Origin of the sequence: Mycoplasma collis ATCC 35278 (genome assembly GCF_000701825.1) — a bacterium.
Lineage (GTDB): Bacteria > Bacillota_I > Bacilli_A > Mycoplasmatales > Metamycoplasmataceae > Mesomycoplasma_A > Mesomycoplasma_A collis.
The window spans coordinates 32353-58008 of record NZ_JNJY01000005.1 but is presented as its reverse complement, the minus strand read 5'-3'; the positions used below and the strand labels follow the sequence as shown (position 1 = coordinate 58008).

22 protein-coding genes are annotated in these 25656 nt (G+C 22.9%); 15 read left to right on the top strand and 7 right to left on the bottom strand.

The window, feature by feature from the left end; translation table 4 throughout:
• Positions 1 to 614, top strand: a 614-nt coding sequence (locus T403_RS0101955; protein WP_033161141.1) for a restriction endonuclease subunit S, incomplete at its 5' end; no start/stop codon positions are given.
• A gap of 229 nt (positions 615 to 843) precedes the next feature.
• Here T403_RS0101955 and T403_RS0101950 read toward each other — a convergent pair.
• Genes T403_RS0101950 through trpS form a run of 5 tightly spaced genes read right to left on the bottom strand, consistent with a single transcriptional unit; the run spans position 844 to position 5034 of the window.
• Positions 844 to 1140, bottom strand: coding sequence for a YneF family protein (locus T403_RS0101950; RefSeq protein WP_084273840.1), 297 nt, complete (start codon positions 1138 to 1140; stop codon positions 844 to 846).
• Positions 1141 to 1189: 49 nt separating this feature from the next.
• Positions 1190 to 1915, bottom strand: coding sequence for a triose-phosphate isomerase (gene tpiA, locus T403_RS0101945; RefSeq protein WP_033161140.1), 726 nt, complete (start codon positions 1913 to 1915; stop codon positions 1190 to 1192).
• A 1-nt stretch (position 1916) separates the two neighbouring features.
• Positions 1917 to 2297 (bottom strand): MAG3450 family membrane protein, encoded by a 381-nt coding sequence (locus T403_RS04690; RefSeq protein ID WP_033161139.1) that lies wholly within the window; start codon positions 2295 to 2297, stop codon positions 1917 to 1919.
• Between the two features lie 5 nt (positions 2298 to 2302).
• Positions 2303 to 4045 (bottom strand): threonine--tRNA ligase, encoded by a 1743-nt coding sequence (thrS, locus tag T403_RS0101935; RefSeq protein WP_033161138.1) that lies wholly within the window; start codon positions 4043 to 4045, stop codon positions 2303 to 2305.
• Positions 4045 to 5034 (bottom strand): tryptophan--tRNA ligase, encoded by a 990-nt coding sequence (gene trpS, locus T403_RS0101930; protein WP_169734598.1) that lies wholly within the window; start codon positions 5032 to 5034, stop codon positions 4045 to 4047. The genes thrS and trpS overlap by 1 nt, the downstream gene beginning before the upstream one ends.
• Before the next feature lie 154 nt (positions 5035 to 5188).
• Here trpS and T403_RS0101925 point away from each other — a divergent pair, with 154 nt between their 5' ends.
• From T403_RS0101925 to T403_RS04235, 7 genes are all read left to right on the top strand, one after another.
• Positions 5189 to 5500 carry a hypothetical protein gene (locus tag T403_RS0101925; protein ID WP_033161136.1) on the top strand — a complete coding sequence of 104 codons (312 nt, stop codon included), beginning with the start codon at positions 5189 to 5191 and terminating at the stop codon, positions 5498 to 5500.
• Position 5501: 1 nt separating this feature from the next.
• Complete coding sequence (locus T403_RS0101920; RefSeq protein ID WP_033161135.1) at positions 5502 to 7136, top strand: DAK2 domain-containing protein; 1635 nt, start codon at positions 5502 to 5504, stop codon at positions 7134 to 7136.
• Entirely contained in the window at positions 7136 to 8143 is a 1008-nt protein-coding gene (gene plsX / locus T403_RS0101915) for a phosphate acyltransferase PlsX (RefSeq protein ID WP_033161134.1), read from the top strand. Before T403_RS0101920 ends, plsX begins: the two co-directional genes overlap by 1 nt.
• A complete protein-coding gene (rnc, locus tag T403_RS0101910) occupies positions 8127 to 8795 on the top strand; it encodes a ribonuclease III (protein WP_033161133.1) in 669 nt (222 codons plus the stop codon). Before plsX ends, rnc begins: the two co-directional genes overlap by 17 nt.
• Positions 8782 to 11718: an AAA family ATPase gene (locus tag T403_RS0101905; protein WP_033161132.1), complete on the top strand. Its 2937-nt coding sequence runs from the start codon at positions 8782 to 8784 to the stop codon at positions 11716 to 11718. The genes rnc and T403_RS0101905 overlap by 14 nt, the downstream gene beginning before the upstream one ends.
• A gap of 361 nt (positions 11719 to 12079) precedes the next feature.
• Positions 12080 to 12640, top strand: coding sequence for a carbohydrate ABC transporter permease (locus T403_RS04155; protein WP_051619068.1), 561 nt, complete (start codon positions 12080 to 12082; stop codon positions 12638 to 12640).
• A 20-nt stretch (positions 12641 to 12660) separates the two neighbouring features.
• Positions 12661 to 12870 carry a hypothetical protein gene (locus T403_RS04235; RefSeq protein ID WP_051619066.1) on the top strand — a complete coding sequence of 70 codons (210 nt, stop codon included), beginning with the start codon at positions 12661 to 12663 and terminating at the stop codon, positions 12868 to 12870.
• 2 nt (positions 12871 to 12872) lie between these two features.
• Here the strand turns inward: T403_RS04235 and T403_RS04595 are convergent, their stop codons facing one another.
• Positions 12873 to 13334, bottom strand: coding sequence for a DNA cytosine methyltransferase (locus tag T403_RS04595; RefSeq protein WP_240532059.1), 462 nt, complete (start codon positions 13332 to 13334; stop codon positions 12873 to 12875).
• On the bottom strand, positions 13322 to 13771 hold the full coding sequence (gene dcm_N / locus T403_RS0101890) for a DNA (cytosine-5-)-methyltransferase N-terminal subunit (RefSeq protein WP_033161131.1): 450 nt from the start codon (positions 13769 to 13771) through the stop codon (positions 13322 to 13324). Before dcm_N ends, T403_RS04595 begins: the two co-directional genes overlap by 13 nt.
• A 213-nt stretch (positions 13772 to 13984) precedes the next feature.
• Here dcm_N and T403_RS0101885 point away from each other — a divergent pair, with 213 nt between their 5' ends.
• The 7 genes from T403_RS0101885 to T403_RS0101855 all read left to right on the top strand — a co-directional run bounded on the left by T403_RS0101885 (position 13985) and on the right by T403_RS0101855 (position 25655).
• Positions 13985 to 14842: an MAG4940 family membrane protein gene (locus T403_RS0101885; RefSeq protein WP_033161130.1), complete on the top strand. Its 858-nt coding sequence runs from the start codon at positions 13985 to 13987 to the stop codon at positions 14840 to 14842.
• An 11-nt stretch (positions 14843 to 14853) separates the two neighbouring features.
• Positions 14854 to 17124, top strand: coding sequence for an MSC_0775 family lipoprotein (locus T403_RS0101880; RefSeq protein ID WP_033161129.1), 2271 nt, complete (start codon positions 14854 to 14856; stop codon positions 17122 to 17124).
• 299 nt (positions 17125 to 17423) lie between these two features.
• Positions 17424 to 20303: a PTS sugar transporter subunit IIABC gene (locus T403_RS04150; protein ID WP_051619061.1), complete on the top strand. Its 2880-nt coding sequence runs from the start codon at positions 17424 to 17426 to the stop codon at positions 20301 to 20303.
• A gap of 121 nt (positions 20304 to 20424) precedes the next feature.
• Positions 20425 to 20577: a 50S ribosomal protein L33 gene (gene rpmG / locus T403_RS0101870; RefSeq protein WP_033161128.1), complete on the top strand. Its 153-nt coding sequence runs from the start codon at positions 20425 to 20427 to the stop codon at positions 20575 to 20577.
• Between the two features lie 22 nt (positions 20578 to 20599).
• Complete coding sequence (locus T403_RS0101865) at positions 20600 to 21640, top strand: aminopeptidase P family protein (protein WP_033161127.1); 1041 nt, start codon at positions 20600 to 20602, stop codon at positions 21638 to 21640.
• A 243-nt stretch (positions 21641 to 21883) separates the two neighbouring features.
• Positions 21884 to 23497, top strand: a complete 1614-nt coding sequence (locus T403_RS0101860) for a coiled-coil domain-containing protein (protein WP_033161126.1) — start codon at positions 21884 to 21886, stop codon at positions 23495 to 23497.
• On the top strand, positions 23475 to 25655 hold the full coding sequence (locus T403_RS0101855) for a hypothetical protein (RefSeq protein ID WP_033161125.1): 2181 nt from the start codon (positions 23475 to 23477) through the stop codon (positions 25653 to 25655). Before T403_RS0101860 ends, T403_RS0101855 begins: the two co-directional genes overlap by 23 nt.
• Position 25656 lies beyond the last annotated feature (1 nt).

Genomic DNA, 25656 nt, shown 5'->3' with positions numbered 1-25656 from the left:
TAATAGATATTATTGATCCACTAGAAAAAATTAAAAATAATCTAACCAAGATTCTTGAAAAACAAAATTTATTTAATATAAAAATAATGAATTTAATAAATTTTCACTCATTAAATAAAGCAAAATTTAAATTAAAAGATTTAGTTAATATTGAAACAGGAAAAAATATTACCATTAAAAATTTAAATGAAAATTATGGTAAATATCCAGTTTATTCTTCTAAAACACAAAATAATGGAATTTTTGGTTTTTTAAAAACATTTGATTTTGAAGGTAAATATATTTTGATTTCAAGTCATGGAAAATACGCTGGAACCGTAAAATATGTTGATGAAAAATTTTCAGTAACAAATAACTGTTTTGTTTTAAAAAACAAAAATGATATTTTAACTAAAGAAAAATATTTATTTAATGTTCTTTTATTAAAAGATTTAAACAAAATTTCTAAAGGTTCTGCTCAGGGTTTTTTAAGTAAAGAAATTTTAAAAGAAATAGATATATTTTTACCTCCATTAAAATTGCAAAACTTTATATTAGAAATTCCAAAACAAATAAAAAAAATAAAATTTTTAATTGAAAATACAGAACAAAAATTATTAAAATTAATAATTTAATTTATTTCTTTGAGATTTTTTTTTTTTTTTTTACTTAAATAATAATATTTTTTAGTGGGAATATTATGAATTACTCTCCTTGCTTTTTTTGAATGGCTTTTTTGTTAAAAAAAGCTTTTTTATATATAAATTTTGTGTTTTTTTTAGAATTATAAATATAAAATAACTTGAAAAATAGCATTAAAAAAATCTTTTAGTCACTAAAAGATTTTTAATTTTTTAATTTTGTTTATTTGGCGTTTTTAACAGATCTCATAACAGCTTTTATTTGTTTTTCTGATGCTTTTCTCCCCATTTGTAAAAACATAGCTCTAACCATTTTTTCACTAATAGGAGGATTTTCTTTTAATTGTTTTTCAAAATTTCTTTTTGATAATAACAATCCTAAAACTCCGCCTATTAAAAATAAAATAATAGCTACTGCAATTACAATTCCAATTCAACCACCAAGACCAACTCCGCCTGCTGTATGGGTATAAACTGTATTTGTGTTTTCAGTTATTGTACTAGTAAAAAGTTTAATCATATAATCCCTTTCCTTTTAATATATTAAAATTATATATTTAAATATTATATTATTTATTTAATGTTAATAGTTTTATAAAACTTTTAGCATCTAATGAAGCTCCACCAACCAATGCACCATCTATATCATTTTGAGACATTAAATCAGCGATATTTTCACTAGAAACTGAACCACCATATTGGATTATGGCATTTTTGCTTGTGTTTTCTCTTATAAATTGGCACATTTCTTGTGCTAATTTAGAGCTTGCTGTTTTTCCTGTACCAATTGCTCATATTGGTTCATAAGCAATAATAATTTTTGAAAAATCATTAATTCCTTTTAATGATTTTTTAATTTGATTTAATATAACTTCTTTTGTTTGGTTATTTTCATATTGTTCTAATGTTTCTCCAATACATACAATAGGAATTAAGTTATTTTCTAAAGCTAAATGTAATTTTTTATTAATAATCTCATCACTTTCATTAAAATAACTTTTTCTTTCTGAATGACCTAAAATAACATATTTAGTATTTAAATTTTTTAACATACTAGCTGATATTTCGCCAGTATATGCGCCTTTTTCAAATTGCGACATATTTTGAGCTGCAAATTCTATTTTACTCTCATTAAATAAAAATAAATTAACAAAAGGAGCTGCAATAGCAAAATTAACATTTTGAATTTTATCTTTATTTATTTTGTATAATTCATTAAATTCATCAATAAAATTTTTTGTTTCAGTTGATGTTTTATTCATTTTTCAATTTCCAATTATATATTTTGTTTTCATTTTATTTTCTCTTTCTTTGTTCGATATATTTTGTTATTAAAAAAATGGGTATAAAACTAAAAGTCGAAAGAAAAATTAATAATATCCTTATTAAAATTAATATTCTTTCATTTTTTAGAGTTAATGGATAGCTAATTATTATTAAGAAAAAACAAATAGCAATTGTTAAACTATAATTTAAAAAATTTAATTTAAGCACTTTAATTAAAATAAAAAATAGTGCTGAAAAGAAAAAAACTATTAAATAAGCTAATGCTATTAAAAATAGAAAATAATAAGGAATAATTTCTTTTTTATAAATATCAGGTGAAAGAAAAAAATAAATTATTAACGCTGGAATAAAAACCAAAAAAATATGTAAAAATATATTTTTTTTATCCATAAATTTTAATAATAATTTTTTCTTTTTTCTAACATTAATTTAATAAATTTATCAAATTTAATTTCATTAGTTTCGTTTTTTCCATATTCTCTAAAACTTATTATACGATTTTCAAGTTCATTATCACCAATAATGATTTGATATTTAGTTTTAGAAATTTGTGCTTCTCTAATTTTTTTATTAATTCTTTCATCTCTTTTATCAATTTCTACATTGAATTCTAAATTAAATAACTCATTATAAATTTCATTTGCATATTTATAATGTTTATTATTATCAATAGGAATAACTACAAATTGTTTAGGACTTAATCAAAATGGTAGAACTCCTTTTGTTTGTTCTAATAAAATTGATATAAATCTTTCATAAGTCCCGATAAGTCCTCTATGAATTAAAATTGGAATTTCTTTTTCATTATTTTTATTTATAAATGAAATATTAAATCTTTGAGGTAAAAGAAAATCTAATTGTAAAGTTGATAATGTTATTTCATGATTTAAAGCTGTTTTGATTTGAAAATCTATTTTCGGCCCGTAAAATGCAGCTTCACCAACTTTTTCTACATATTTAATTTTTAAATCATCTAAAACTTGTTTTAAATCAGTTTCGGCATTATTTCACATATTTTCATCATCATAAAATTTTTCTTTATTTTCAGGATCACGTTTTGAAAAAGAAACATAATCAATTTGAATTTTAAATAGTTTTAAAATCTCTTTAATCATTGCATAAAGATTTTTAAATTCACTTACAATTTGATTTTTAGTTACAAAAACATGACCTTCGGTTAAATCCATTGCTCTAACTCTTTCAAGTCCTGTTAATGCCCCTGATTTTTCATAACGATATAATCTTGATTGTTCTGAATATCTTAAAGGTAAATCATTATAACTTTTTTTATTTTTATCAAATAAAATTATATGATGAGGACAAGTCATTGGTCTTGCAATTAACTCTTCATTATCCATTTGAATAGTTTTGAACATATCTTCTTTATAATGTTCTAAATGACCTGAAGTTTCATATAATTGCTTTGTTCCAAAATGTGGAGTTAAAACTTCTTGAAAACCATATTTTTTATCTAGTTTTAACACTAAATTTTCAATTGCATTTTTAATTTTCATACCATCAGGAAGTCAAATAGGAAAACCTTGTCCAAAATAATTAGAAAAAGTAAAAATATTTAACTCTTTACCAATTTTTCTATGATCTCTTTCTTTTCTTTCTTTGAGAATTGTTAAAAATTGTTCTAATTCTTCTTTAGTTTCTCAAGCTGTACCATAAATTCTTGTTAGTTGTTCATTTTCAACCTTACCTCTTCAATAAGCACCTGCTAAAGATAATATTTTAAAATGCTTAAGATTTGAAACACTCTCAATATGAGAACCAACACAAAGATCTTCGAATAAAATTTCATTATTCGAAGGGTTGATTAATGAATAAAAAGTAGCTATTTTACCACTTGCTTTTATTTCGTCATAAAGCTCTTTTTTAAAAGGTTTAGTATCAAAATTATAATTTTCTCCAAATGTTTGTTTAACCTTATAACCACCTGATGCTAATTTATGCATCATTTTTTCAATTTTCGCTAAATCTTGATCATTTATTGGATTTTTAAAACTAAAATCATAATAAAAACCTTCGTTTGTTGCAGGGCCAAAACCTAATTTTACATCAGGATATAATTTTACAACAGCACTAGCTAAAAGATGGCTAGCAGTATGGTTTAAATTTTTATTAAATTTCATTATTTTAGACCTATTCCTTTTTTAATAGTTGAAATTGTTTCAAAAGCTATTTTTTGTGCTTTTTTTCTTCCTTGTTCAGCATAAATATCAATCTTTTCTATAAAATAGTGATATTTTTTTTGTAAATCTATTAAAAATTCTTTCACAACATTTCCAACTTCATCTTTAAATTCTTTGTAATTTGCGTTTTTAAATTTTTCTTCAGCTTTTTCAATTGTTATATTTAATAAAGAGCAATATATTGTTAAAAGATTAGACACTCCAGGTTTATCAGTGGAAAAATAAACTTTATTTTCAGAATCAGTTACTGATTTTTGAATTTTTTTATAAGCAATTTCAGGATCATCTAATAAAAAAATCGAACTATTTTTATTAATGTCAGATTTAGACATTTTTTTAGAAGGATCAACTAAAGACATAATTTTAGAACCAATTTCCATATTTACAACTTTTGGAATGTTTAAATTTGCATTATATTTTTTATTCATTCGGTTAGCAATATTTCTAGTCAATTCAACATGTTGGGTTTGATCTTGACCAACTGGAATAAATTTTGGATTGTAAAGCAAAATATCAGCTGACATAAGTGTGGGGTAAATCAACAATCCAGTAGGAATTAAATTAGTTTTATTATCATTTTTAATATTTTGCGATTTTTCTTTAAATTGTGTCATTCTATTAAGTTCGCCTAAAGTTGTATTAACTAAACAATATCAATTCATTTCACTATGTTCTATTACATCAGATTGATAAAAAACAATTGCTTTTTCAGGATCGATTCCAGAAGCTAAATAAAGTGCAAAAATATCTTTTTTATTTTTAAGTAATTCTTCTTTTTTAATTGGTAAAGTTAATGCATGTAAATCGGCGACAAAAATAATTAATTGATAATTTTCTTGAAAATTTAAAGCATTTTTTATAGCGCCTATATAATTACCAATTGTTAGCTGTCCAGTAGCCGTTATACCTGTTAATATTCTATCTTTTATAACCATATTTTTTCCATTAAAGAGTTAATATTTTTTTTAATATTAAATATTATAAACACTTTAATTAAAATTAATAATTAAAAAATTTGTTAAAATTTAAATAATTTATTAAAATATGTTTTTATTTACTGCTTTAAATTGTTTGAGGAGAAATATGAATTTTGACAATTTTGAAAAAAAAATTTTAGATAAAATTTCAATGATAGCTGGTATTTATGGATTTAGCCATCTTAATGCTGATGAATTTTCAGTTTATTCAGGACCATTAGAAAAAAAATTATGATATAACGCAATAAATAAAATTCAACAAAATAATGAAGTTATTATTAATTTAGCAATTATTATTTTACAAACCGTTAATGCTAAAACTATTGTAAAAGAAATTGCGACTGTTGTAAAATATTATGCAAAAAAAAATAATTTTAAAATTTCGGTTTTAAATATTCATATCAAAGGAGTTAATTAAAATGAAAAAACTTAAAATTTTAACAGCTGATATTTTTGCTCAAATGCTTATTTCAGGTTCAAATAATTTGCAAAATAACAAAGAAAAAATCAATGCTTTAAATGTTTTTCCTGTTCCTGATGGTGATACTGGTACAAATATGGCATCTACCGTTAGTTCAGCATCACAAAATTTAATAAATAAAAATTTTGATGATTTAGGAGAAGTTTCTAATTTAATCTCTAAAAGTATGTTAATTGGAGCAAGAGGAAATTCTGGTGTAATTTTATCACAAATTTTTAGGGGATTTTCTGAATATTTTAAAAATAAAAAAAATGCTAATAATTTCCAAGTTGTTGAAGCTTTTTCAAATGCAACAAAAAAGGCATACGAAGCTGTTTTACAACCTGTTGAAGGAACAATTTTAACAATTATCAGAGAAACCACAGAAGAATTAGAGAAAACTGTTACTCCTAATACTGATATTGAAAGTTTATTTAAAATCGCAATTGAAGCAGCTAAAAAAAGTTGTAATAATACTCCTAATTTATTACCGATTTTAAAAGAAGTAAATGTAACTGATTCTGGTGGGGAAGGGTTTTATTTAATTCTTGAAGGAATGTATAAATATTTAATTAATCAGCCTGTAGAAATTTCGCAAGTTGCTGAAAATGTTGAAAATTTTGTTAGCGATAATGAAGTTTATGATGGAGAATTTGGTTATTGCACAGAAGTTATCATTCAGTTAAATAAACCTAAAAAATTTAATAAGCAAACACTTATAAATAAAATTGAAAACTTATCATCTTCATTAGTTGTTGTTCAAGATGAAGATATTGTAAAAGTGCACTGCCACGCTTTAAAACCTGGTAAAATTTTAAATAATTTACAATCATTTGGTGAATTTAATAAAATCAAAATTGATAATATGGTTGAACAAGCTAATAATTCAAAAATTATTTCTCAAAATCAACAAGTAAATAAAAAATTAAAAAACGCTGTTATTTCTTGTAATACTGGACAAGGAATTATTAATGTAATGAAAGAATATGGTGCTCATTTTATTATTGAAGGAGGCCAAACTAATAATCCTTCAATTAAAAACATATTAGATGCAATTGAACAAGTTGATTCAAAAAACATTTTTTTATTACCTAATAATTCAAATATTATTTTAAGTGCGCAGCAAGCTGTGCAAACTGTTACAAACAAAAATGTTATTATTATTCCAAGCAAAACACCAATCCAAGGAATTAATGCCATTTTAAATTTCAGTGAAGAAATAAGTTGAAAAGAAAATAAAGAATTAATGGAAGATGCTATTAAATCAATTAATACAATCGAAATAACTCAAGCTAATCGTGACGTTAAAATTGATGGTATAAAAGTAAAAAATAACAATTTTATCGGAATATTAAACAATAAAATTGTAACTTCTGTTTCTAATTATGTTGAAGCAGCTATTAATTCTATTGAAATTTTAATGAATGAAAATAGTAATTTTTCCTTTGATTTGATTACAATTTATTATGGAATAGATGCAACTAAAAGTGATGCTAAAGAAATTGCTGATTATGTTGAAGAAAATTACGATATTGAAGTTGAAATTAAAAATGGCGAGCAAAAAACTTATCACTTTTTAATAGGAGTTGAATAATGAAAAAAATTGCTTTTGATTTAATGCAAAACGATAATGGATTGCAACATGGAATAAATGCTGCACTTGATTTTGTGAAAAATAATAGTGACTATAATGTAATCTTGGTTGGTGATAAAAATGAAATTGATAAATTTTTAATTAAAGATCACCCAAATATTGAAATTTATGATGTTAAAGATGTTGTTCCTAAAACTAATGTTAATTTAAGAGAAATTTTAAGGAAAAAAACTTCAATGTCACAAGCTATTGAACTTTTAGCTAATAATAAAGTAGATGCAGTGTTATCTTCTGGAGATTCAGGAGCTTATTTAACACTTGCGACTATGAAATTAAAAAGATTACAAAATGTTTTAAGACCTGCTTTTATGCCGATGATTCCTAAAATGAATAATAATGAATTTTTTCTTTTATTAGATGCAGGAGCTAATTTAGAGACAAAAGCAGAATATTTAGAACAATGAGCTATTATTGCCACAATTTTTAGTCAAAATCTTTTTAACAAAAAACAACCTATTTGTAGATTAATTAATATTGGAACAGAAAAAGATAAAGGTTTTGAATTTCATCAAAAAGCAAATGTTTTACTAGAAAATAATAATATAGTAAATTATCAAGGTTTTATCGAAACTAGAAATATATTTAGCCTAGATACCGATATTGTTTTAGCTGATGGATATAGTGGAAATTTAACTCTAAAAGCACTTGAAGGAACTGTTTTAAATTTATCTAAATTAATAAAAACTAAAATAACCCAAACATTTTGAAGAAAAATTTTTGCTCTAGGTTTAAAAAAAGCTTTTACTGAAATTAAAGAAAAATTTGATTATCGTAATGTAGGAGCAGCTTGAGTGATAGGGATAAATGGAATCGTTATTAAAGCTCATGGCTCATCCGATTTTAAAGCTTACAAAGGAGCTTTTAATCAAATTAAAATTGCAATTGAAAGTAAAATTTTAGATAAATTAAAAACTGAAATGGTTAAATTAGATGAACAGCAAAATTAATGAATTATTAAAAAAAATTAACATTATTCCAAATAAAATTGAACTTTATATCCAAGCTTTTACTCATAAAACATATAGCAATGAAAATAAAAACACTCCTCATTATGAAATATTAGAATTTTTAGGAGATGCTTTAATTAATTTTAAAACAAGTTTATTAATTTATAATTCATCACCTTTAATAAATGAAGGTGATGCAACTATTCAAAGATCGAAAATTGTAAATACAAATGCACTTGCAAAAATTGCACATAATTTAAAATTAAATAGTTATTTAAAAATTTCGAAAGGATCATTAGAGATTTTAGATAATCCAAAAGTAAATGCTGATTTATTTGAAGCTTTATGTGGCGCTATTTTTTTAGATCAAGGTGAAGAAAAATTAGAATTTTTTTTAAAAGAAACACTTTATAAATTATTTGAAAATAACAAGCAAATTGTTAAAGATCCAAAATCGCTACTTCAAGAATATTTTCAAGGTTCTACCAAAAAAACAGCAACATATAAAACAATTTGAAATGAAACTAATTTTGAATCTAAAGTAATTTTTGAAGAACAAATTTATGGAAGAGGCAGTGGTAAAAGTAAAAAAGAAGCTGAAACAAATGCTGCTATTAATGCACTAGAGAGGTTAAAATATGAAGTTAATTAAAGTCGAAGCACAAGGTTTTAAATCATTTGCTGATCGAGTAGTTTTAAATTTTACAGGTGGGGTTGTTGGAATTATTGGGCCTAATGGTTCAGGGAAATCAAATATTAATGATGCTATTAAATGGGTTTTAGGTGAACAATCTTCCAAAGCTTTACGTGGTGATAAAATGGAAGATGTTATTTTTGCTGGTTCTAAAACAGTAAGAGAACTTAATAAAGCTGAAGTTATATTAACTTTTGATAATAGAGATAAAGCTGTTTCAATTCCGCATGATTTTTTTACTATTTCTAGAGTTTTACACCGTGGCAAAGCTGGGAATGAATATTATATTAACGGCGAATTAGCTAGATATCGTGATATTAAAGAAATTGCAATGGAATCTGGAATTTCCAAATCTTCATTAGCTATCATTTCGCAAGGAACTATTAGTGATATAGCGGAAGCTTCACCGGAACATAGAAGAGCTATTATTGAAGAAGCAGCTGGAACTTCTATATATAAAACGAGAAAAAATGAAGCTTTAAAAAAATTAGAATCTACTGATGAAGCACTTGATAAAATTAGACTTATTATTAATGAAATTGAAAAAAGATTATCATCATTAGAAAAACAAGCAACAAAAGCTAAATTATTTATTGAAAAAAATGATGCTTTAAAATCAATTGAGGTTGGTCTTTTAGCTGAAGATTTAATTTTTTATAATGCTAAAATTAAACAATTAGTTGAAGATCTAGAAAAAGCCAAAGAAATAAAACAAGAACTTGAACTAGAAAGAGAATTAATTAATTCTAATTTTAAACAAACTAGCGATAGTAAATTAACACTTGAATTAGAAACTGAAAAATTAGAAACAAAACTAAGACAAATTACAAATGAATTACACAGTTTAGAAATAAGACAAACTAAAATTAATCAAAGAAGACAAGATATTATAGATGGCCTTATTGAAACAACTCCGCAAGAACAAGCGCAAAATATTCAAAGTGAAATAAATCAAAGTAATATTAAAATAAAAGAATATCGTTTTTATGAACAAAAAATTGAAAATGATATTGAAGGTTTTAGTTCTAAAATCAAAGAAATAGAATTTAATTTAATTAATGCAAATAATGAAAAACAAAAAATTTTCACTATTTTAGAATCATCTAAAGCGAAATTAAAAATTTTGCAAGATTATAAAAATAATAAAAGCAATTTATTTAAAGGAACAAAAGTAATTCTAGAACATGCATCATTATTTAAAGGGCTAAAAGGTGCGGTAGTTGATTTAATTAAAACCGATCCTGAATTTGCAACTGCAATTGAAACTATTTTAGCTAATGCTTTGCAACATATAGTTGTTGATAATTCTGAAACTGCTGTTAATGCTATTAATTTTTTGAAGCAAAATAAAGCTGGATGAGCTACATTTATTCCTCTTTCTTCTATTAGTTCTAAAGAAATTAGAAGCGATCATTTAATGGCGCTAAAAACCCAAAAAGGCTTTATTGCAATGGCTAATGAATTAGTTAATACTAAAAATGAATTTGAAAAACTTAAACAATATTTATTAGGTAATGTAATTGTTGCTAGAACAATCGAAGATGCTAATAGATTATCAAAATTGGTACAACTAAAATATATGGTTGTTTCACTTGATGGTGATGTTATTAGAGCTGGAGGAGTTTTATCAGGTGGATCAAAAAATGATAAGCAAAATAATTTATTGAAATTAGATTATGAAATTAATGAATTAGAAGCTAAAATCCCTTTATTAACTGAACAAAAAAAGACTTTAGAGTTAAAAGAACAAACAATTTTACAACAAAAAAATATGCTTTTATCTTCAATTAATGAATTTAATGATAGCCTTAAAGAAACTAGAAATAAAAGAGCTATTTTAATGGATAAAGTTGAAGAGCTAAAACTCAAATTTTCATTTATAAATACAAGTGAATTAGAAATGAATCAAATTGATGAATTAAGCGAACAAATAGTTAAATTAGAAATAGTTAAAAACCAATTAGAACTTGATGTTAAAGTTAAAAAATCAAGAATTCATGATTTAAATTTAAAAATTCAACCTAACTTAGATAAAAAAAATGAGCTTGAAAATAGCATTTATAAAATAAATAATGAAATTTTCAAAAATGAAACTAATTTAGAAAAAACTAATTATTTAATTAACCAAAATCAAAAAAGATTAACTGAACATTATCAAATGACACTTGAAAATGCTCAAGAATCATATAAATTAGAATCTGATATTGATGATGCTAGAAAAATGGTAGAAGAGCTTAAAAAAGATATTAAAGCTTTAGGAAATGTAAATTTAGATTCAATTAAAGAATTTGAAGAACAACAAGAAAGATATAATTCATTAAAATCAAATGAAGAAGAATTATCAAATGCTAAAAACATTATTTTAGAAGCGATCGCTGAATTAGATAAAATTATTATTAATAAAATTCAAGAAACAGTTGAAGTTGTAAATAAAGAATTTAAAAATGTATTTATGTCAATGTTTGGTGGTGGAAATGCAAGAGTACAATTTTCCGATCCAGAAAATATTTTAGAAACTGGTATTGAAATTTTTGCCCAACCACCAGGAAAAACAATTAAAAACTTAAAATTATTTTCTGGAGGAGAAAAAGCAATTATTGCTATTTCACTTTTATTTGCAATTATTAAAGCTAAACCAATTCCACTATGTATATTAGATGAAGTTGAAGCTGCTCTTGATGAAGCTAATGTTATTCGTTATGCAGAATTTTTACAATCTCTTAAAGACAAAACACAATTCATAGTAATAACTCATCGTCATGGAACTATGACAAAAGTGGATCATTTATTTGGGGCTACAATGCAAAAAAGAGGTGTTACTTCCTTTTTTAGCGTAGAGATATCTAAAGCCAAAGAACTATTAAAAGATCAATTAAATTAAAATAAAAAAACTATAGTGAATACTATTATTAAAACTAGTAATATCACTATAGTTTTTTTATATCTTTTTTTAAAAATATTTTTTATATACATAAATTTTTATTTTGCAACTTTACACTATTTTTAATATTTTGATTATTAAAAAAATAAAGAACCTGAAAAAAAATATTTTTTTTGTGTTTTTTTATTTGTTTTTAGCTATTACTTGCTTTTTTTTGTCTGCTCCTAAAAGAGGCATTTCTAATTTTTTTTAAAAAAAAATAATTAGTGATCTTGTTATAAAATGAAAGGAGAAGTTTAAAAATTAAATTTCTTTTATTTAATTTAAAAAATGATATTTAATTTTATATTAACTAAAATATATGTATAACAAAAAATATTTTATATTACTTATTTTACCTACTATTATCATATTTTTAATTGTTTTAATTGTACTTATTATTTTAGGGATTTTATTTTCTTTTACTGATTGAAATCAAAATCAATTAATGTTTGAAGGAAAATGAATTGGCCTAGATAATTATCGTGTTGCTTTTAGTGATAAAAGATTTATTGATTCTATTTGATATACAGTTGCATTTAGTTTTTTATCATTAATTTTAGTAAATGTTATAGGTTTTACATTCGCCTATATTTTAAATAAAAAAATATTTGCTCGTAATTTATTTAGAGGAATATTTTTCGTCCCCAACATGATTGGCGGTCTTGTTTTAGGCTATTTATGACAATTAATTTTTGATCGTGCTATTTTTAGTATTTTTGGTAGCTCACCAATCAGTTCGTCAGCAAATAGATGACAAGTGCTTTTTGCTATGTCTATTATTTTCACTTGACAAATAGCGGGCTATGTAATGATTATTTATTTAGCTGCATTACAAAATATTAATAAAAGCTTATTAGAGGTTTCAAAAATTGAGAGTTAAGCACAATAAAAAGATTTTTTATGGTTATATTCCCATCTATCATTCCTGCAATTACTATTGCATTATTTTTAGTATTTAATTGTTCATTTAAAACTTTTAATATTGATTTTACACTTTTAGATGAAAGAGATGGAACTACTTTAGCTTCTTTTGATATTTATGCAAGCGCTTTTCAATCATCTTATGGACAATCATCTGCAGTAGCGCAAGCAAAAAGTTTTATTTCTTAATTTTAGTTGCATTTATTTCCGTAACTCAAGTTTTCTTCATTATGAAATGCGTTAACAAAAATGTCTTCAAGTTTTTTAGAATTTTTAACTTCATCATGTCAAATAAAATCTTTTTTTTCTAATGTAGAGATCATTATAACTCTTTCTCGATTTTGACTTGATCCATAATGTTGAGAATTTAAAACTTTATATGATGAATTATAACCTAAAGAATTTAAAAAAATTATTCATTCATTAAATTCATGTGAAATTTTTTTTTGCAATAAACTTTTAACATTTTCCATTACCAAAACTTTCGGCAAGTTATGAATATTATGTTCTAAAATTCTTTTTATTTCTCAAAGAAGACTACTTCTTGTATTTGATTTTAGACCTTTTTGTTTTCCTTGTTGTGATAAATTTTGACATGGAAATGAATATGTAAAAATATCAATATCATTTGGTAAATCTGTTACATTTTTAATATTGCAAAATCGTCTCTCTCTCTCTCTCTCTCTTCTCTTTGTCTTATATTTTTTATTTTCATCTTTTTCATATTATCTTTTTTATTTGTATTATTATTTTTATAATAAAAATTTTTTAAATAAGGAAAAATATTCCTTAATTTATCTTCTTTAATTCTTGCAAAATAATTTTTTGAAACTTCATTTTTTGAATCGATACTGAAATTAAAATTATTTAATATTTCAATCATTTTATTTCTAGTAAATTCTAATTCTGGATCATGAACTTTATTATGAATTATTTCATAAGAAATTATTGCATCAACATATCACTCAATAAAACCAGTAGATATAATGTTTATATTTAGTTTTGAAGAAATATTTTTAAGAGCCTGATATTGTGAACCAATACTAGAAAAAGCCTCAAAAATTTTAATATTTTTTTTATTTTTATTCATAAGTAAAAAAATTATAGCGCGATATATTTTTTTATGAAAAAAACAAATTCTTTATTTATAATTACTTTATTTTTCAAAAAATAAAAGTTTTATTTTGAATATAAAAAAATCCAATTTGTTTAAAAAATTATCAAATTTTAAGCAAAAATAAGCTAATTATAACTTTTTGCTATATATATATATATATATGAGCTTATAATTGAAATTTATATTATGACAAATTTTGAAAAATTAAATACTTTTTTTAATAAGGATATATTTATCATCGAAATCATTTCGAGTTTATTTTTGTCATATTTTATTTTCGTTGGGAAATACCTTATTACAAAAAAGAAAAAAAATAATTTATTTTTTGCTTTATGATGTGCTGTATCAACATTTATCGCTTTAATTATTACATGATCAATTCAAACATTTATAATGAAAGTGCAAAGTCATGTTTATTTAAACTTTATTAATGTTTTAATTCAAAGTATTTTTCAAGGAGTTAAAAAAAATTTTAGTGGCTTTTTCTTACTAAAAGGATTGCCTTATATTTTATCAGCTCAAATTATTGGTACATTTTTAGGTATTATATTTGTTTATTTTACTGTTTATGGGTTTGAAAAATACACATACAAAAATAATTTAAGTTTAATTCAATATTCAACAAGAAAAATTAATGATTTAAATATTGTTTACTGAAAAGATCTTTTCAAATATAAAGAAATTAAAAATTCTAAATTTTTTATAAAAGAATTAATATTTTTAATAATTTTTATAATCTCAGTTTTTTTTATAAATTATATTAACGATGTTAAATTTGAAATAAACGTTGTTTGAAAAACTATTTTTATGTTTGTAATTTTGACATTTATATTAATTTTTGCCTCTGAATTTGATTTTTTTATGTTTAGCGTTTGACTATCTCTTGCATTTTTGATAAATGGAGCATTCACAAGAAAGGTAACTAAAAATGAAATTATAAATTTTTTTATTTCATTTATTTTAACAATTATTATAACAATAATTGTTAGTTTATCTTTACTTTTGTTTGCTAATAAAGCAAAAATAAATTTTTCATTAGCTTAGGAGATATTATTATGAAAAAATGAAAAATAAATAAAAAAATAAAATTAATTTTAGCAACAACAATCCCTTTTATCGCCTTTTCAACTGTAATTTCATGTCAAGAAGTTGCTACACCTTCTAACCCACCTAGAAAAGAAGAGCCTAAAAATATTGAAAATAATGAATATATAAATCAGTATTTAATAACTCATTTTGATGAAAAAATAAAAGATTATAAATTAACTCCTTCATATCAATTATGAAAATTTTTTGATTCGAAAATAAATGAAAAAATAAAATTAGAATCAAAAGCAGATGTAAGTAAAATTTTTATTAATGATTTTATTCAAAATCTTACCGCTGAACAAAATTTATTTTTAAATGATAGGCTAGTAGATAAAAATGATAGTCAAATTGATTGAAAAAATGTTAATTATGAAATAGATTTTGCAAATGTTACAATTGATTCTTACGATGAACAAAAATTAGTTGTTCCTGTTAAATTTATTTTTAATTCTATTAATAACAAAAAAAGAATAAAAATAGTTAATTATTATTTAGAAGGTTTTAAAATTGATGAAGAACATCAAAATTTAAAAACAAAATTAGATGAATACGTTAAAAATTTAAATGTTTATTCTGAAAATCAAACAATTAAAAAATTTGATATTAATAAAGATGTAAGTATTTTTGAATTTTTAGAAAATTTTAAAAAGTATAAACATTATTTAAAACAATTTAAAAATGATTTATTAGATTTTGTAGAATTTGATAAAAATACTTTAAATGAAAATAAAAAAATTGAAGATGAAATTGAATTTAACACTTTTTTATCTGATGTTAAATTAAATTTTGAAAAAACAAATTCATTAAGTTTAATTTATCGTTTTACTGCTGAGAAAAATAGAAAAATAGTTGGTAAAAATCTTGAATTTAAAGTCGAAGGATTTAAAGCCTTAAATGAAAATGAAATTAAAAAATATTTAAATCAAATTGTATCTTTAGATATTGAAAGTCATTTATCAAAATATCACATTGATTATGATAAATTTAATGTAAATGATTTAAATCATTTTAAAGCAATTAGTAAAAATTCAAAAATAAATTTTGATGTAATCAAAATTGAAAAAGATGAAAATAATCCTAAATCATTTAAAATTACTCTAAAATCCGAATCTGAAATAAATTCATTAAACAATATAACCTTTACAAAAAATTGAGGAATTCCAAAAAAAGGTTACTTATTTAAAGATGAACAAGAAAATTGACAAGATTCAACAAATAATTACAATTTAAAATTAGTAGAATTAACTCAAGAAAATTTAACTCAAATTGAAAATACTTTAGCTGAAAGAACAGATGCTAAGATATTATCTGGTGGATTTTTAGATAATAGAGGAATTTATTTAAATCCAAATTCAGGTATCCAAGTTCATTTAGGTGAAGATGTAATGGTTCCTGCTAATACATTATTACATGCTCCTTTCAAAGGGAAAATAGTGGGAGGTGTTTATCTTCCTTCTCAAACATTTGGGCAAGGTATAGGAGCTGCGCTTTTTTATGAAGTAGATCGTGAAAATCTAGATATTGATCAAGAAATTTTAGATAATGAGCTTTTTGGAATTGAAAAATTTTATTTTAAATTTATTCATTTAGATTTTAATTACTTTAAACAAATTGGCGAAGTTATTACTTTAGATAGAAATGGAAAACAAATTCATGTATTAAAAGCTAGCTTCAAAGATCCAATTGAAGTAGAAAAGGGTGATGTAATTGGAAGAGTAGCTGACAAAACTATTAATGGGGGATGAGTTCCTCATGTAGATGTAGTTGTCTGAAACGGAACTAAAGGATTAAGTAATAACTACGAAAGAAATGAAGAACAAAAAATTCTTGATAGTATTGTTTTTGATAAAAATAATAAAGAGATAAAAATTTCCGCTTCTGTAATTAGTGATAAAAGAATTGAAACTGCAAATAATAACATTAATAAAAATGAAAACCCTAATTTACCAACAATATCTGTTCACCTCAAATCCGGAATTAAAAATGTTAAAAAAACTGATTCAACAACTAAAATTGCTACAAATGAAGATTTAAATCCTGATGAATTAGATGAAAAAATAAAAAAACTTCCATATGTAAATATAACACAACAAAATAAAATTTTTGATCGTAAAAATCCAGTAAAAGGCATTGATAAAAGATTTAATGTGTTAGATCCTAATTTATTTTTCCAATTTGTAAATAAAGAATCATTGGTTATACAATTAGAAGATTTTTTTGAAAAAGCTAAAAATTAAATAAATGTTTATAATTAATTAAATAATTATTTTTTTTGTTTTAAAAATAAAAATAAATTTTAAAAAATATCAAAAAAAATAATTATTTTTTTTATTTTTATTTACTTTTAAATTAAAAAAATTACTAAAAATAGGTAAAATTTAATTTTTGTTTATTTAAACATTAATTAAATAAATAAAAATACATTTATTATTAAAAAATAAATAATATATAATATAAATGAAAATTTAATTAATGTTATTTTTAAATAAAAATAATATTAGTTTTTTTCAAATAAAAAAAATTAGAAAGGAGAAAAATGACTTTATTTAAGAAAAAAGCTAACAATGTTTCAGTTAATAATAAAAATAGTTCAAGCGGAAAATGAAAATTAATTTTTTCTAAAATTTCTGGAGCATTTTTATTACCAATTTCAATAATGGCTATTGCTGGTTTATTACTTGGAGTTGGAGCTACTATTGAAAAAAATAGTGAAACAGAAGCAGGTAAAATTTTTGGTGAATTTATTAAAGCATTAGGTGAACCTGTTTTTGCTGCTTTACCATTATTATTTACTGCAGCATTTGTTATCGCTTTTACTAATGAAGCTGGTGTCGGTGTTTTCGCCGCGATAGTCGGATATTTAACATTTTTAGCTATTCAAACACCATTCTTTACAAGTGTTTATGAATATAGAACTATTAGCGCTGCTAAAGCATTTGAATTATCACCTGATAAATGAGAATTTGCTACAGACATTAATGGCGTTGACTCGTATTATCTATTAAATTTCGACGAAAATGGTAAATTAGTTGAAAATCAAAAATACATTAAAGATTTTCTTGGTTATGAAATTTTAAGTATTCCTCATACATTTGGTAGAGGATTAGAAGCTTCAAAACAAATCATTAGTAGTTCATTAGGAATCAAATCAATGCAAACTTCTGTATTTGGTTCAATTATTGTTGGTATTGTTGTTTCATATATTTACAATAAATTCCATAAAATTCAACTACCTACAGTAATTTCATTCTTCGGTGGAAAAAGATTTGTTTCAATAATAACTATTATTGCTATGATTCCTTTAGCATTTGTATTTTTACTATTTTGACCATGAGTAGGTTCTGCGCTTAATTGAATGGGAAGCCAAATTAATAAAGCACCATTTGGAATTGAATCATTTATTTTTGGTTTCATTGAAAGAAGTTTAATTCCATTTGGATTGCACCATGCGTTTTATGCACCATTATGATATACATCAGTTGGAGGTGATATTACTTCATCATTAACTGAATATCATCAAAGTGTTTTAAGCAAAGGATTAACTGCTGAACAAATTAATACTGCACTTGCTAGTTTTAAAAATAATGAAAATGTAATGACATATACTGACTTATTGAATTATGTGTCAGAAAAAAGAGATTCTTTCCAAGGTGATAGTAAAATTTCTGCAGCTAGTTTAGGAATAAAAGCTAATGAAATTGCTTACTTAAGTTTTGGGGAAAATAACGCTTATGAAGCTACAACACTTCCTTTATTTACTTTCTATGAAAAAGTACTTTCAGTTAAAATTGGAAGATTCTTACAAGGGAAATATCCATTTATGCAATTTGGACTTCCTGCAGCTGGATTAGCTATGATTTTAGCTGCTCCAAAAGAAAATCGTAAATTCGCTGCCGGAATTATCTTCCCAGTATCAGTAACAACATTTATAACAGGGGTTACAGAACCTATTGAATTTACATTCTTATTCTTATCTCCATTTTTATTTTGAGGAATTCATGCCTTTTTCTGTGCATTAGCATTTATGTTAATGAATGTATTAGGCGCACATATAGGGCAAGTATTTTCAGGAGGATTCTTAGATTTAATTATCTATGGAGCTATTCCTTACTTAAAAGGAACTAATTTCTGATGATGAGCTGTTGTGGGTGTATTTTACGCTCCTATTTATTTTGTTATTTTCTACTTCTGAATTAAGAAATTTAATCTTGCAACTCCAGGTAGAGGAGCAACTAAATTATTTACAAAAGCAGATTATAATGCAAGAAAAGAAGAAGAAAACACAACTCAACTAGGTTTATTACCAACAAGAGAAAAAGAAATTGTTTTAGGATTTGGTGGTTGAGACAATATTACAGCATATAACAATTGTGCATCTAGATTAAGATATGATATTGTTGATAAATCAAAAGTTGATGTAGAAAGAATTAAAGCAGCTGGGGCAACTGGTGTTATGTTTGTTGGAGATAAACATGCGCAAGCTATTTTCGGTCCTAAAGCCGAACAAATTAATGCTTTAATTATTGCTCATAAAAACGAAGATCTTGGACAAGAATTACAACAAATAACAAAAACTAGAGTTATTTTTGCTAAAGATTATTGTACACACTTTAAAAAAGAAGATTATCAAAATCAATTAAACGATACTTCTCATCATGTAATTTCTAATGATGAAGTTTCATCAAAAAATACAATGGAATTTGAAAGTGATTTACCAGTGGTAGAAAATTTAGAACAAATCCCACTAGAAGATACACAAGAAATTAACGTTGTAGATTTAGAAAATGATGATTATAAAAATGATATTGATGAAACAACTTCTTTAGAAACAAACGATATGGTTGATTTTAGTGATTTAACTTTTGATGCTGAAGAAGAAGTTGAAGAAGAAGTTGAAGAAGAACAAGAAGACGGAACTATCAAAACAGTAGTTAAAAAAAGAAGAAGATATTATTCAAAAATTAAAAATCCTACATATGGAATTGTAAAAGAACTTTCATCATTAGAAGATGGTGTATTTTCTGAAAAAATGGTTGGTAATGGTGTAATTATTTACATCCCAAGAAATGTAAAAAAAGCTAAAATTTATGCGCCATTTGATTCTATTGTAAGTGCTGCTTTTGAAGATACAAAACACGCTTATGTTCTTACTTCTAAAAACGGAGTTAGCGTTTTAATCCATATTGGTGTTGATACAATCGAATTAAAAGGTGAAGGATTTACCTCTTTTGTTAAACAAGGAGATAAAATTAAAACTGGTGATTTAATTGCTGAAGTTGATATGGTTTATATTAGAGAAAATGCAAAAAGACCTGAAATTGTTTATGTTGTACCACAAGAATCAAAGAAAACAGAAATTTATGATATTAATTATGGAAGATTAAAAGCAGGTAAAGTTGCTTTTAAAGTAAAATAATTATTTTAAATTTTAGAACTAACTAATTTTATTAGTTAGTTTTTTTAATAAAAAAAATTAAAAAAAATGTTATAATTTTTTAACTTTATTTAGTTAAAAATATAATAAAAAAGGAGAAAATATGGCTAGAGAAGGAATAACTTTAAGATGTGATCAATGCAAAATGGAAAATTACATTTCTAAAAAAAATAAAAAAACTCAAGTTGAAAAAATTGAATTATCAAAATATTGCAAAAAATGTCAAAAACATCAAAATCACAAAGAGAAAAAATAATTTTATTTTTTAATAAAAAAATATGAATGATAAATATTTAAAAAAATATTTTGCAACTAAAAATATAGATTCAATTATTTCTTTCGCTCCTCAAACAAGACTATGACTTACAACAGTTCACTCTTCTGACGGTATTGTAGTGATTGAAAAAAATAAAAATTATCTTTTTGTTGATTCAAGATATATTGAATATGCAACTAAAAAAGTAAAAAATGCTGAATTAATTTTATTAAATAAAAAAAATTTAAATGATTTTTTTGCTTCTAAAAATTATCAAAATATCGGCGTTGAAAGTGATTATTTAACATTAGAGCAGCTTGATAATATTAAAAATTATTTTCCTAACGCAAATTTTGTTAATATTTCAGGGCAAAAATTAAGAATTTTAAAAACTGATGAAGAAATTGTAAAATTGCAAAAAGCTATCGATATTTCACTTGAAGCTTTAGATAAATTATTGCCAACATTAGAAGAAGGGCAGAGCGAAAGAGAAATTGATCATAAATTAAATTATTTTATGAAACAATTAGGTGCGCAAAAAGAATGTTTTGATTCTATTATAGCAAGTGGTCCGAATTCATCAAAACCACACCATCGTTCAGGTGATAGAAAAATTAAAAAAGGTGAATTACTAACTATTGATTTTGGTGCTATTTATGAAGGTTATGGTGCTGATATTACTAGAACTTTTATTTTCGGTGAAAAAGCAAATGATCCTAAGTACCAAGAAATTCTTGATATTGTTAAACAAGCAGCAGCTTTAGGTAGAAAACATGTTAAACCTGGAGTTTCCACATCTGAAATCGATAAAATTTGTCGTGATTATATTACTGAAAAAGGTTATGGACAATATTTCGTTCATTCAACAGGACATGGTTTAGGAATTGATGTTCATGAAATGCCAACTGTAAGTTCTGGAACAAATGGAACTATTTTAGAACCTGGGATGGTTATAACTGTTGAGCCTGGAATTTACATTGAAAATTTTGGTGGCGCTAGAATAGAAGATGATGTTTTAGTAACTGAAAATGGTTGTGTAGTTTTAAGTAGAAAGATTAAATAAAAAAATATATTCCACTTTAAAAGGTGGATTTTTTTCTTCTTTTTAATTTATTTTTTATTAAATTTAATTTACTTTAATAAAAAAATATCTATTAATTTTGATAAAAAAAATATAATTTTTAATTTTAAAATTTAGTTTGATATATTAAGAATATATTTTTTTATTGATTTTTTTGATTATTTATTACATTATAATTTTTTTAAATTATTTTTAAAAAATTAAATATTAAATAAAAGGAAAAAAATGAAAAAATCAAAAAAATCTTTAATGCTTTTAACCTCTTTTTCTCTCTCTATTTTACCAGTTAGTTTAGCAATTACATCATGTTCAAATACAACTTCTCAAAACGATATAAATAATTTAAAAAATAAATATCAACAATTAACAGCTAAATTAATTAAATATAATGAGCAAATAAAACAAAATTATCAAAACTTAGAAAATGAAAAAAATAATTTAAAAAATAAATCTGAAAAAATTCAAATAAACATAGAATTAAAAAATGAAATTAACAGTTTATTTCCTAGTTTAGAAGAACTAATTGAAAAATTAAAAATGAAAGAAAGTGAAATAAGTCCGAAACTTTCTACATTAAGAAGTGATATTTTAAAAATAGAAAATAATGAAAAACCAAGTAATTTAAATTTTGATGAGCTTGAAAATATTTTAAGTCAAATAGATAATTTAAATGAAGAATATGATACTAATAATAATAAAATCGTTGAACTTCTTAAAAGATTAAAAATAGAAGAAGAAAGTAATGAAAATTCAGATGATTTAAACGATATTCCTGAGCAAGATGCTAAAAATAATGAAGAAGAAACAAATAAAAAACTAGATAATATCGATAATTCTACTAAAGAAGAAAAAAAAGATAATAAAAAAGATGATGATAAAAATAAAGATAAAAAAATAAATAATAATTTAAATGATTCCAATAATGAAAATGAAAATAAAGATGATGAAAAAGAAAAACCAGATCAAAAAGAAATATCAGAATTAGATAAATTACTTAAAAAATTAGGCTATGAAGGAGATGATGCTAAAGATAAATTAGAAGAAAGAATTGAAGAAATAGAAAGTGATAACGATGATACTATAAGCACTATTTTAAAATTAGATCTTAAAACATATTTCATCGATGGTTCTTATTCAACTCCTGATTCAACTCCTAATGAAAATGGTAATTTTGAAAACGATCCTTTAAGTGATGAGGCAAAAAGTACTATTTTAACATTTTCTAAAACAGAAGATAAAGATAAAAAAACAAAAATTGAAGAACTTGGAATAAATCAAGATAAAATTCAAACTATTGTTAAAAAAAGAATAGGACTCCATAATTTTGTCGCTGTTTTATTAGGGATTAATAATTTAAAATCACTTAGATTATCAGATGAAAAACATTGATTAGTAAATAGTGATAATTTTAAAGATCCAAATATGATAGATAATAACTTAAAAGAAGATGGTTTTGCTCATTTAAGAAAAATAGAAGAGTACATTTTTGGAGTAAATTCTGATAATTATAACAATAATATTCAAGAGCATCTATTAATTAAGAAATTTGAATCTAGTAATTTAGAACAAGCTATTAACGAATTTTTTCAAAAAGCAAAAGATTTTTCGTCTAAACATGCAAAAAGCGAAGTTAATGATGAGCGTATAAAACAAGCATTAGAATACTATTTAGCTAATTTTTATAATCCTAAATTGTGAGACAATTTTATTAAACAATTTAAAAATGAAACATTTTTAAAAATAAAATTTACAAAAGATGAAAATGATGAAAATGAAAGTGAATATACAATTGCAGATATTCAAAAAATTTTAAAAGATGTTGAAAAAAAAGAAAAATAATTTTTTAATTTTACTTAAAAAAAGGAAGAAAATTGTTGCCCTTTTATTAACTATTTTTATTTTACCACCTACAATACTTACACCTATTTTAATTAATAAAAATGCTTCTAAATATTTAAATGTTAGTGATATAAATAATTTGTCCTCAAAAATAGATAAAATAATTACACCTAAAGATTTTTCAAAAATTATACTATTTTATAAAAATCCTTTAACAGATATTTCATATGAAAATCTTGAAAAAGAGTTTAACAAATCAGAAGATTATAAAAAAGGTTATAGAATTAAATTTATCGATAATGAAAACAAATTAGATTCTGATTTAAAATATTTTTCATTTAATCAGTTACTTTCATTTTCGGAAAAAGAAAATATTTTAAATATTAAAATTTCAAATTTAAATTCTAATATAGACATTAATTATTTAAATGAAACAAGTAATTTGCATTTTTTTCCTCACAAAAATTTAAATTTATCTTTATTAAGCACTTTAAATGATAATTTGATAAGCAAAGAGTTAAATAATAAATCATTTAATAATTTAACTAAGTTATTAAAAGAGGAAAAACTTATTCTTTTGTTAAAAGATCCAGAAATTGCTACAACTTTAATTTTAGGATTTTTAAAATATTTTAATAAAGAAGAAAAAATAAATTTAAATATAGAGGAAAAATATCTTAAAAGAATTATAAAAAGAGCAGTGGATTTATTTTATCCAATATGAAATATTGCATACAATTATGATTATAATAAATTTCTCACAAGTTCATTTCATGATAATGATTTAACAATTGAAGATTTTAAAACAATATTAGATTCACCTTTAGATATTGCTAAAAATAAAATATTAGAATTAATAAATACAAAAAAAATAAATTATACATTAACAAATATAGAAAATATTTCAAATGAGCTCAATTCAAATCATTTTGTTATAATTCCACCAAAAGTAACATCAACAACTTCATTATTTGGAGATGTTGGAACATATGGTTGAGTAATTAATTCTAAAATTGAAAATAAAGAAAAAAAACAAGTTGTTTTAAAAATATTACATTTAATAAATGAACAAAAAAATAATTTAGTTAAAAATGGAAATATTCAAAATTTAAAATTAAACGAAATAGCTAATGAATATAATTGAAAAAATGTTACAAATTTTTTAAAGGAATTTAATTTTTTAAATTATTTTTATAAGAAAAAAATAAAAGAAATTTTAGAATATGATTTTTGAATAGGTTCAACTTCTTTTGCCCTTGATGCTGAACCTTTATCTAAATATAATATTCAAGACGTTAAACTTTATTTTAATGAACAACAAATAGAAAATATAAATTCGTTAAATTTAGCAAATGAAAAGTTAAATCATTTATTAAATATTAAATTCCAAAGAAGAACAGGCCTTAGAAATTTAATTGCTGTTTTATTAGGTTTAAATGATATTTATACACTAAAAGGAAAAGGTATTTCCGGAGCAAATTGATTAATAGATCCTTCGCTCGCTAAAAATCCTTTTGATGAAGATTTAATATGAGAAAAAAGCAAAGAAAATGAAGCTCATATTAGAAAAGTAGAAAAATTAATTATTGGTTATAATACTGAAGAATTTGATCAAAGAAAAATTTTAATTAAAAAAATGAAAAATGGTAATTTAGATTTAATTATTAATGAAATATACAAAAACGCATTGGAGTTTTCAAAAAAATATTCTAAAAAAAATGTAAAAAATTCCTTAATTAAACAAGCAATAAATCTTTATTTAGCATCTTTTCACAATCAAATTTATTGAGAAAATGAAGTGAATAATCTTTTGGATGATTATTTTAAAACAATAAAATTTCCAGATGAAAATTTTAACAATTTAGAAAAAAGTTTATATGATGCTAAAAATTCATTAAAAAATTTTAATATTAAAAAATATAATGAATTAAATTTAAATATTACTAAAAAATCGGTTGATAATGAAATTAATTTAACTTATGCTTCAAATGAAAATTCTGATAATTTTAGATTTGATGATAAATTTTTAGATATTTGAACTAATAAAATTTTTGGCAATAAAGAATTTTTTCTAGAACTTAAAGAAAAAACAAATGATAAAATTGAATTTAATGAACTTATATTTGAAAGATTTATTTCGTTATATAAAAAAGGATAAT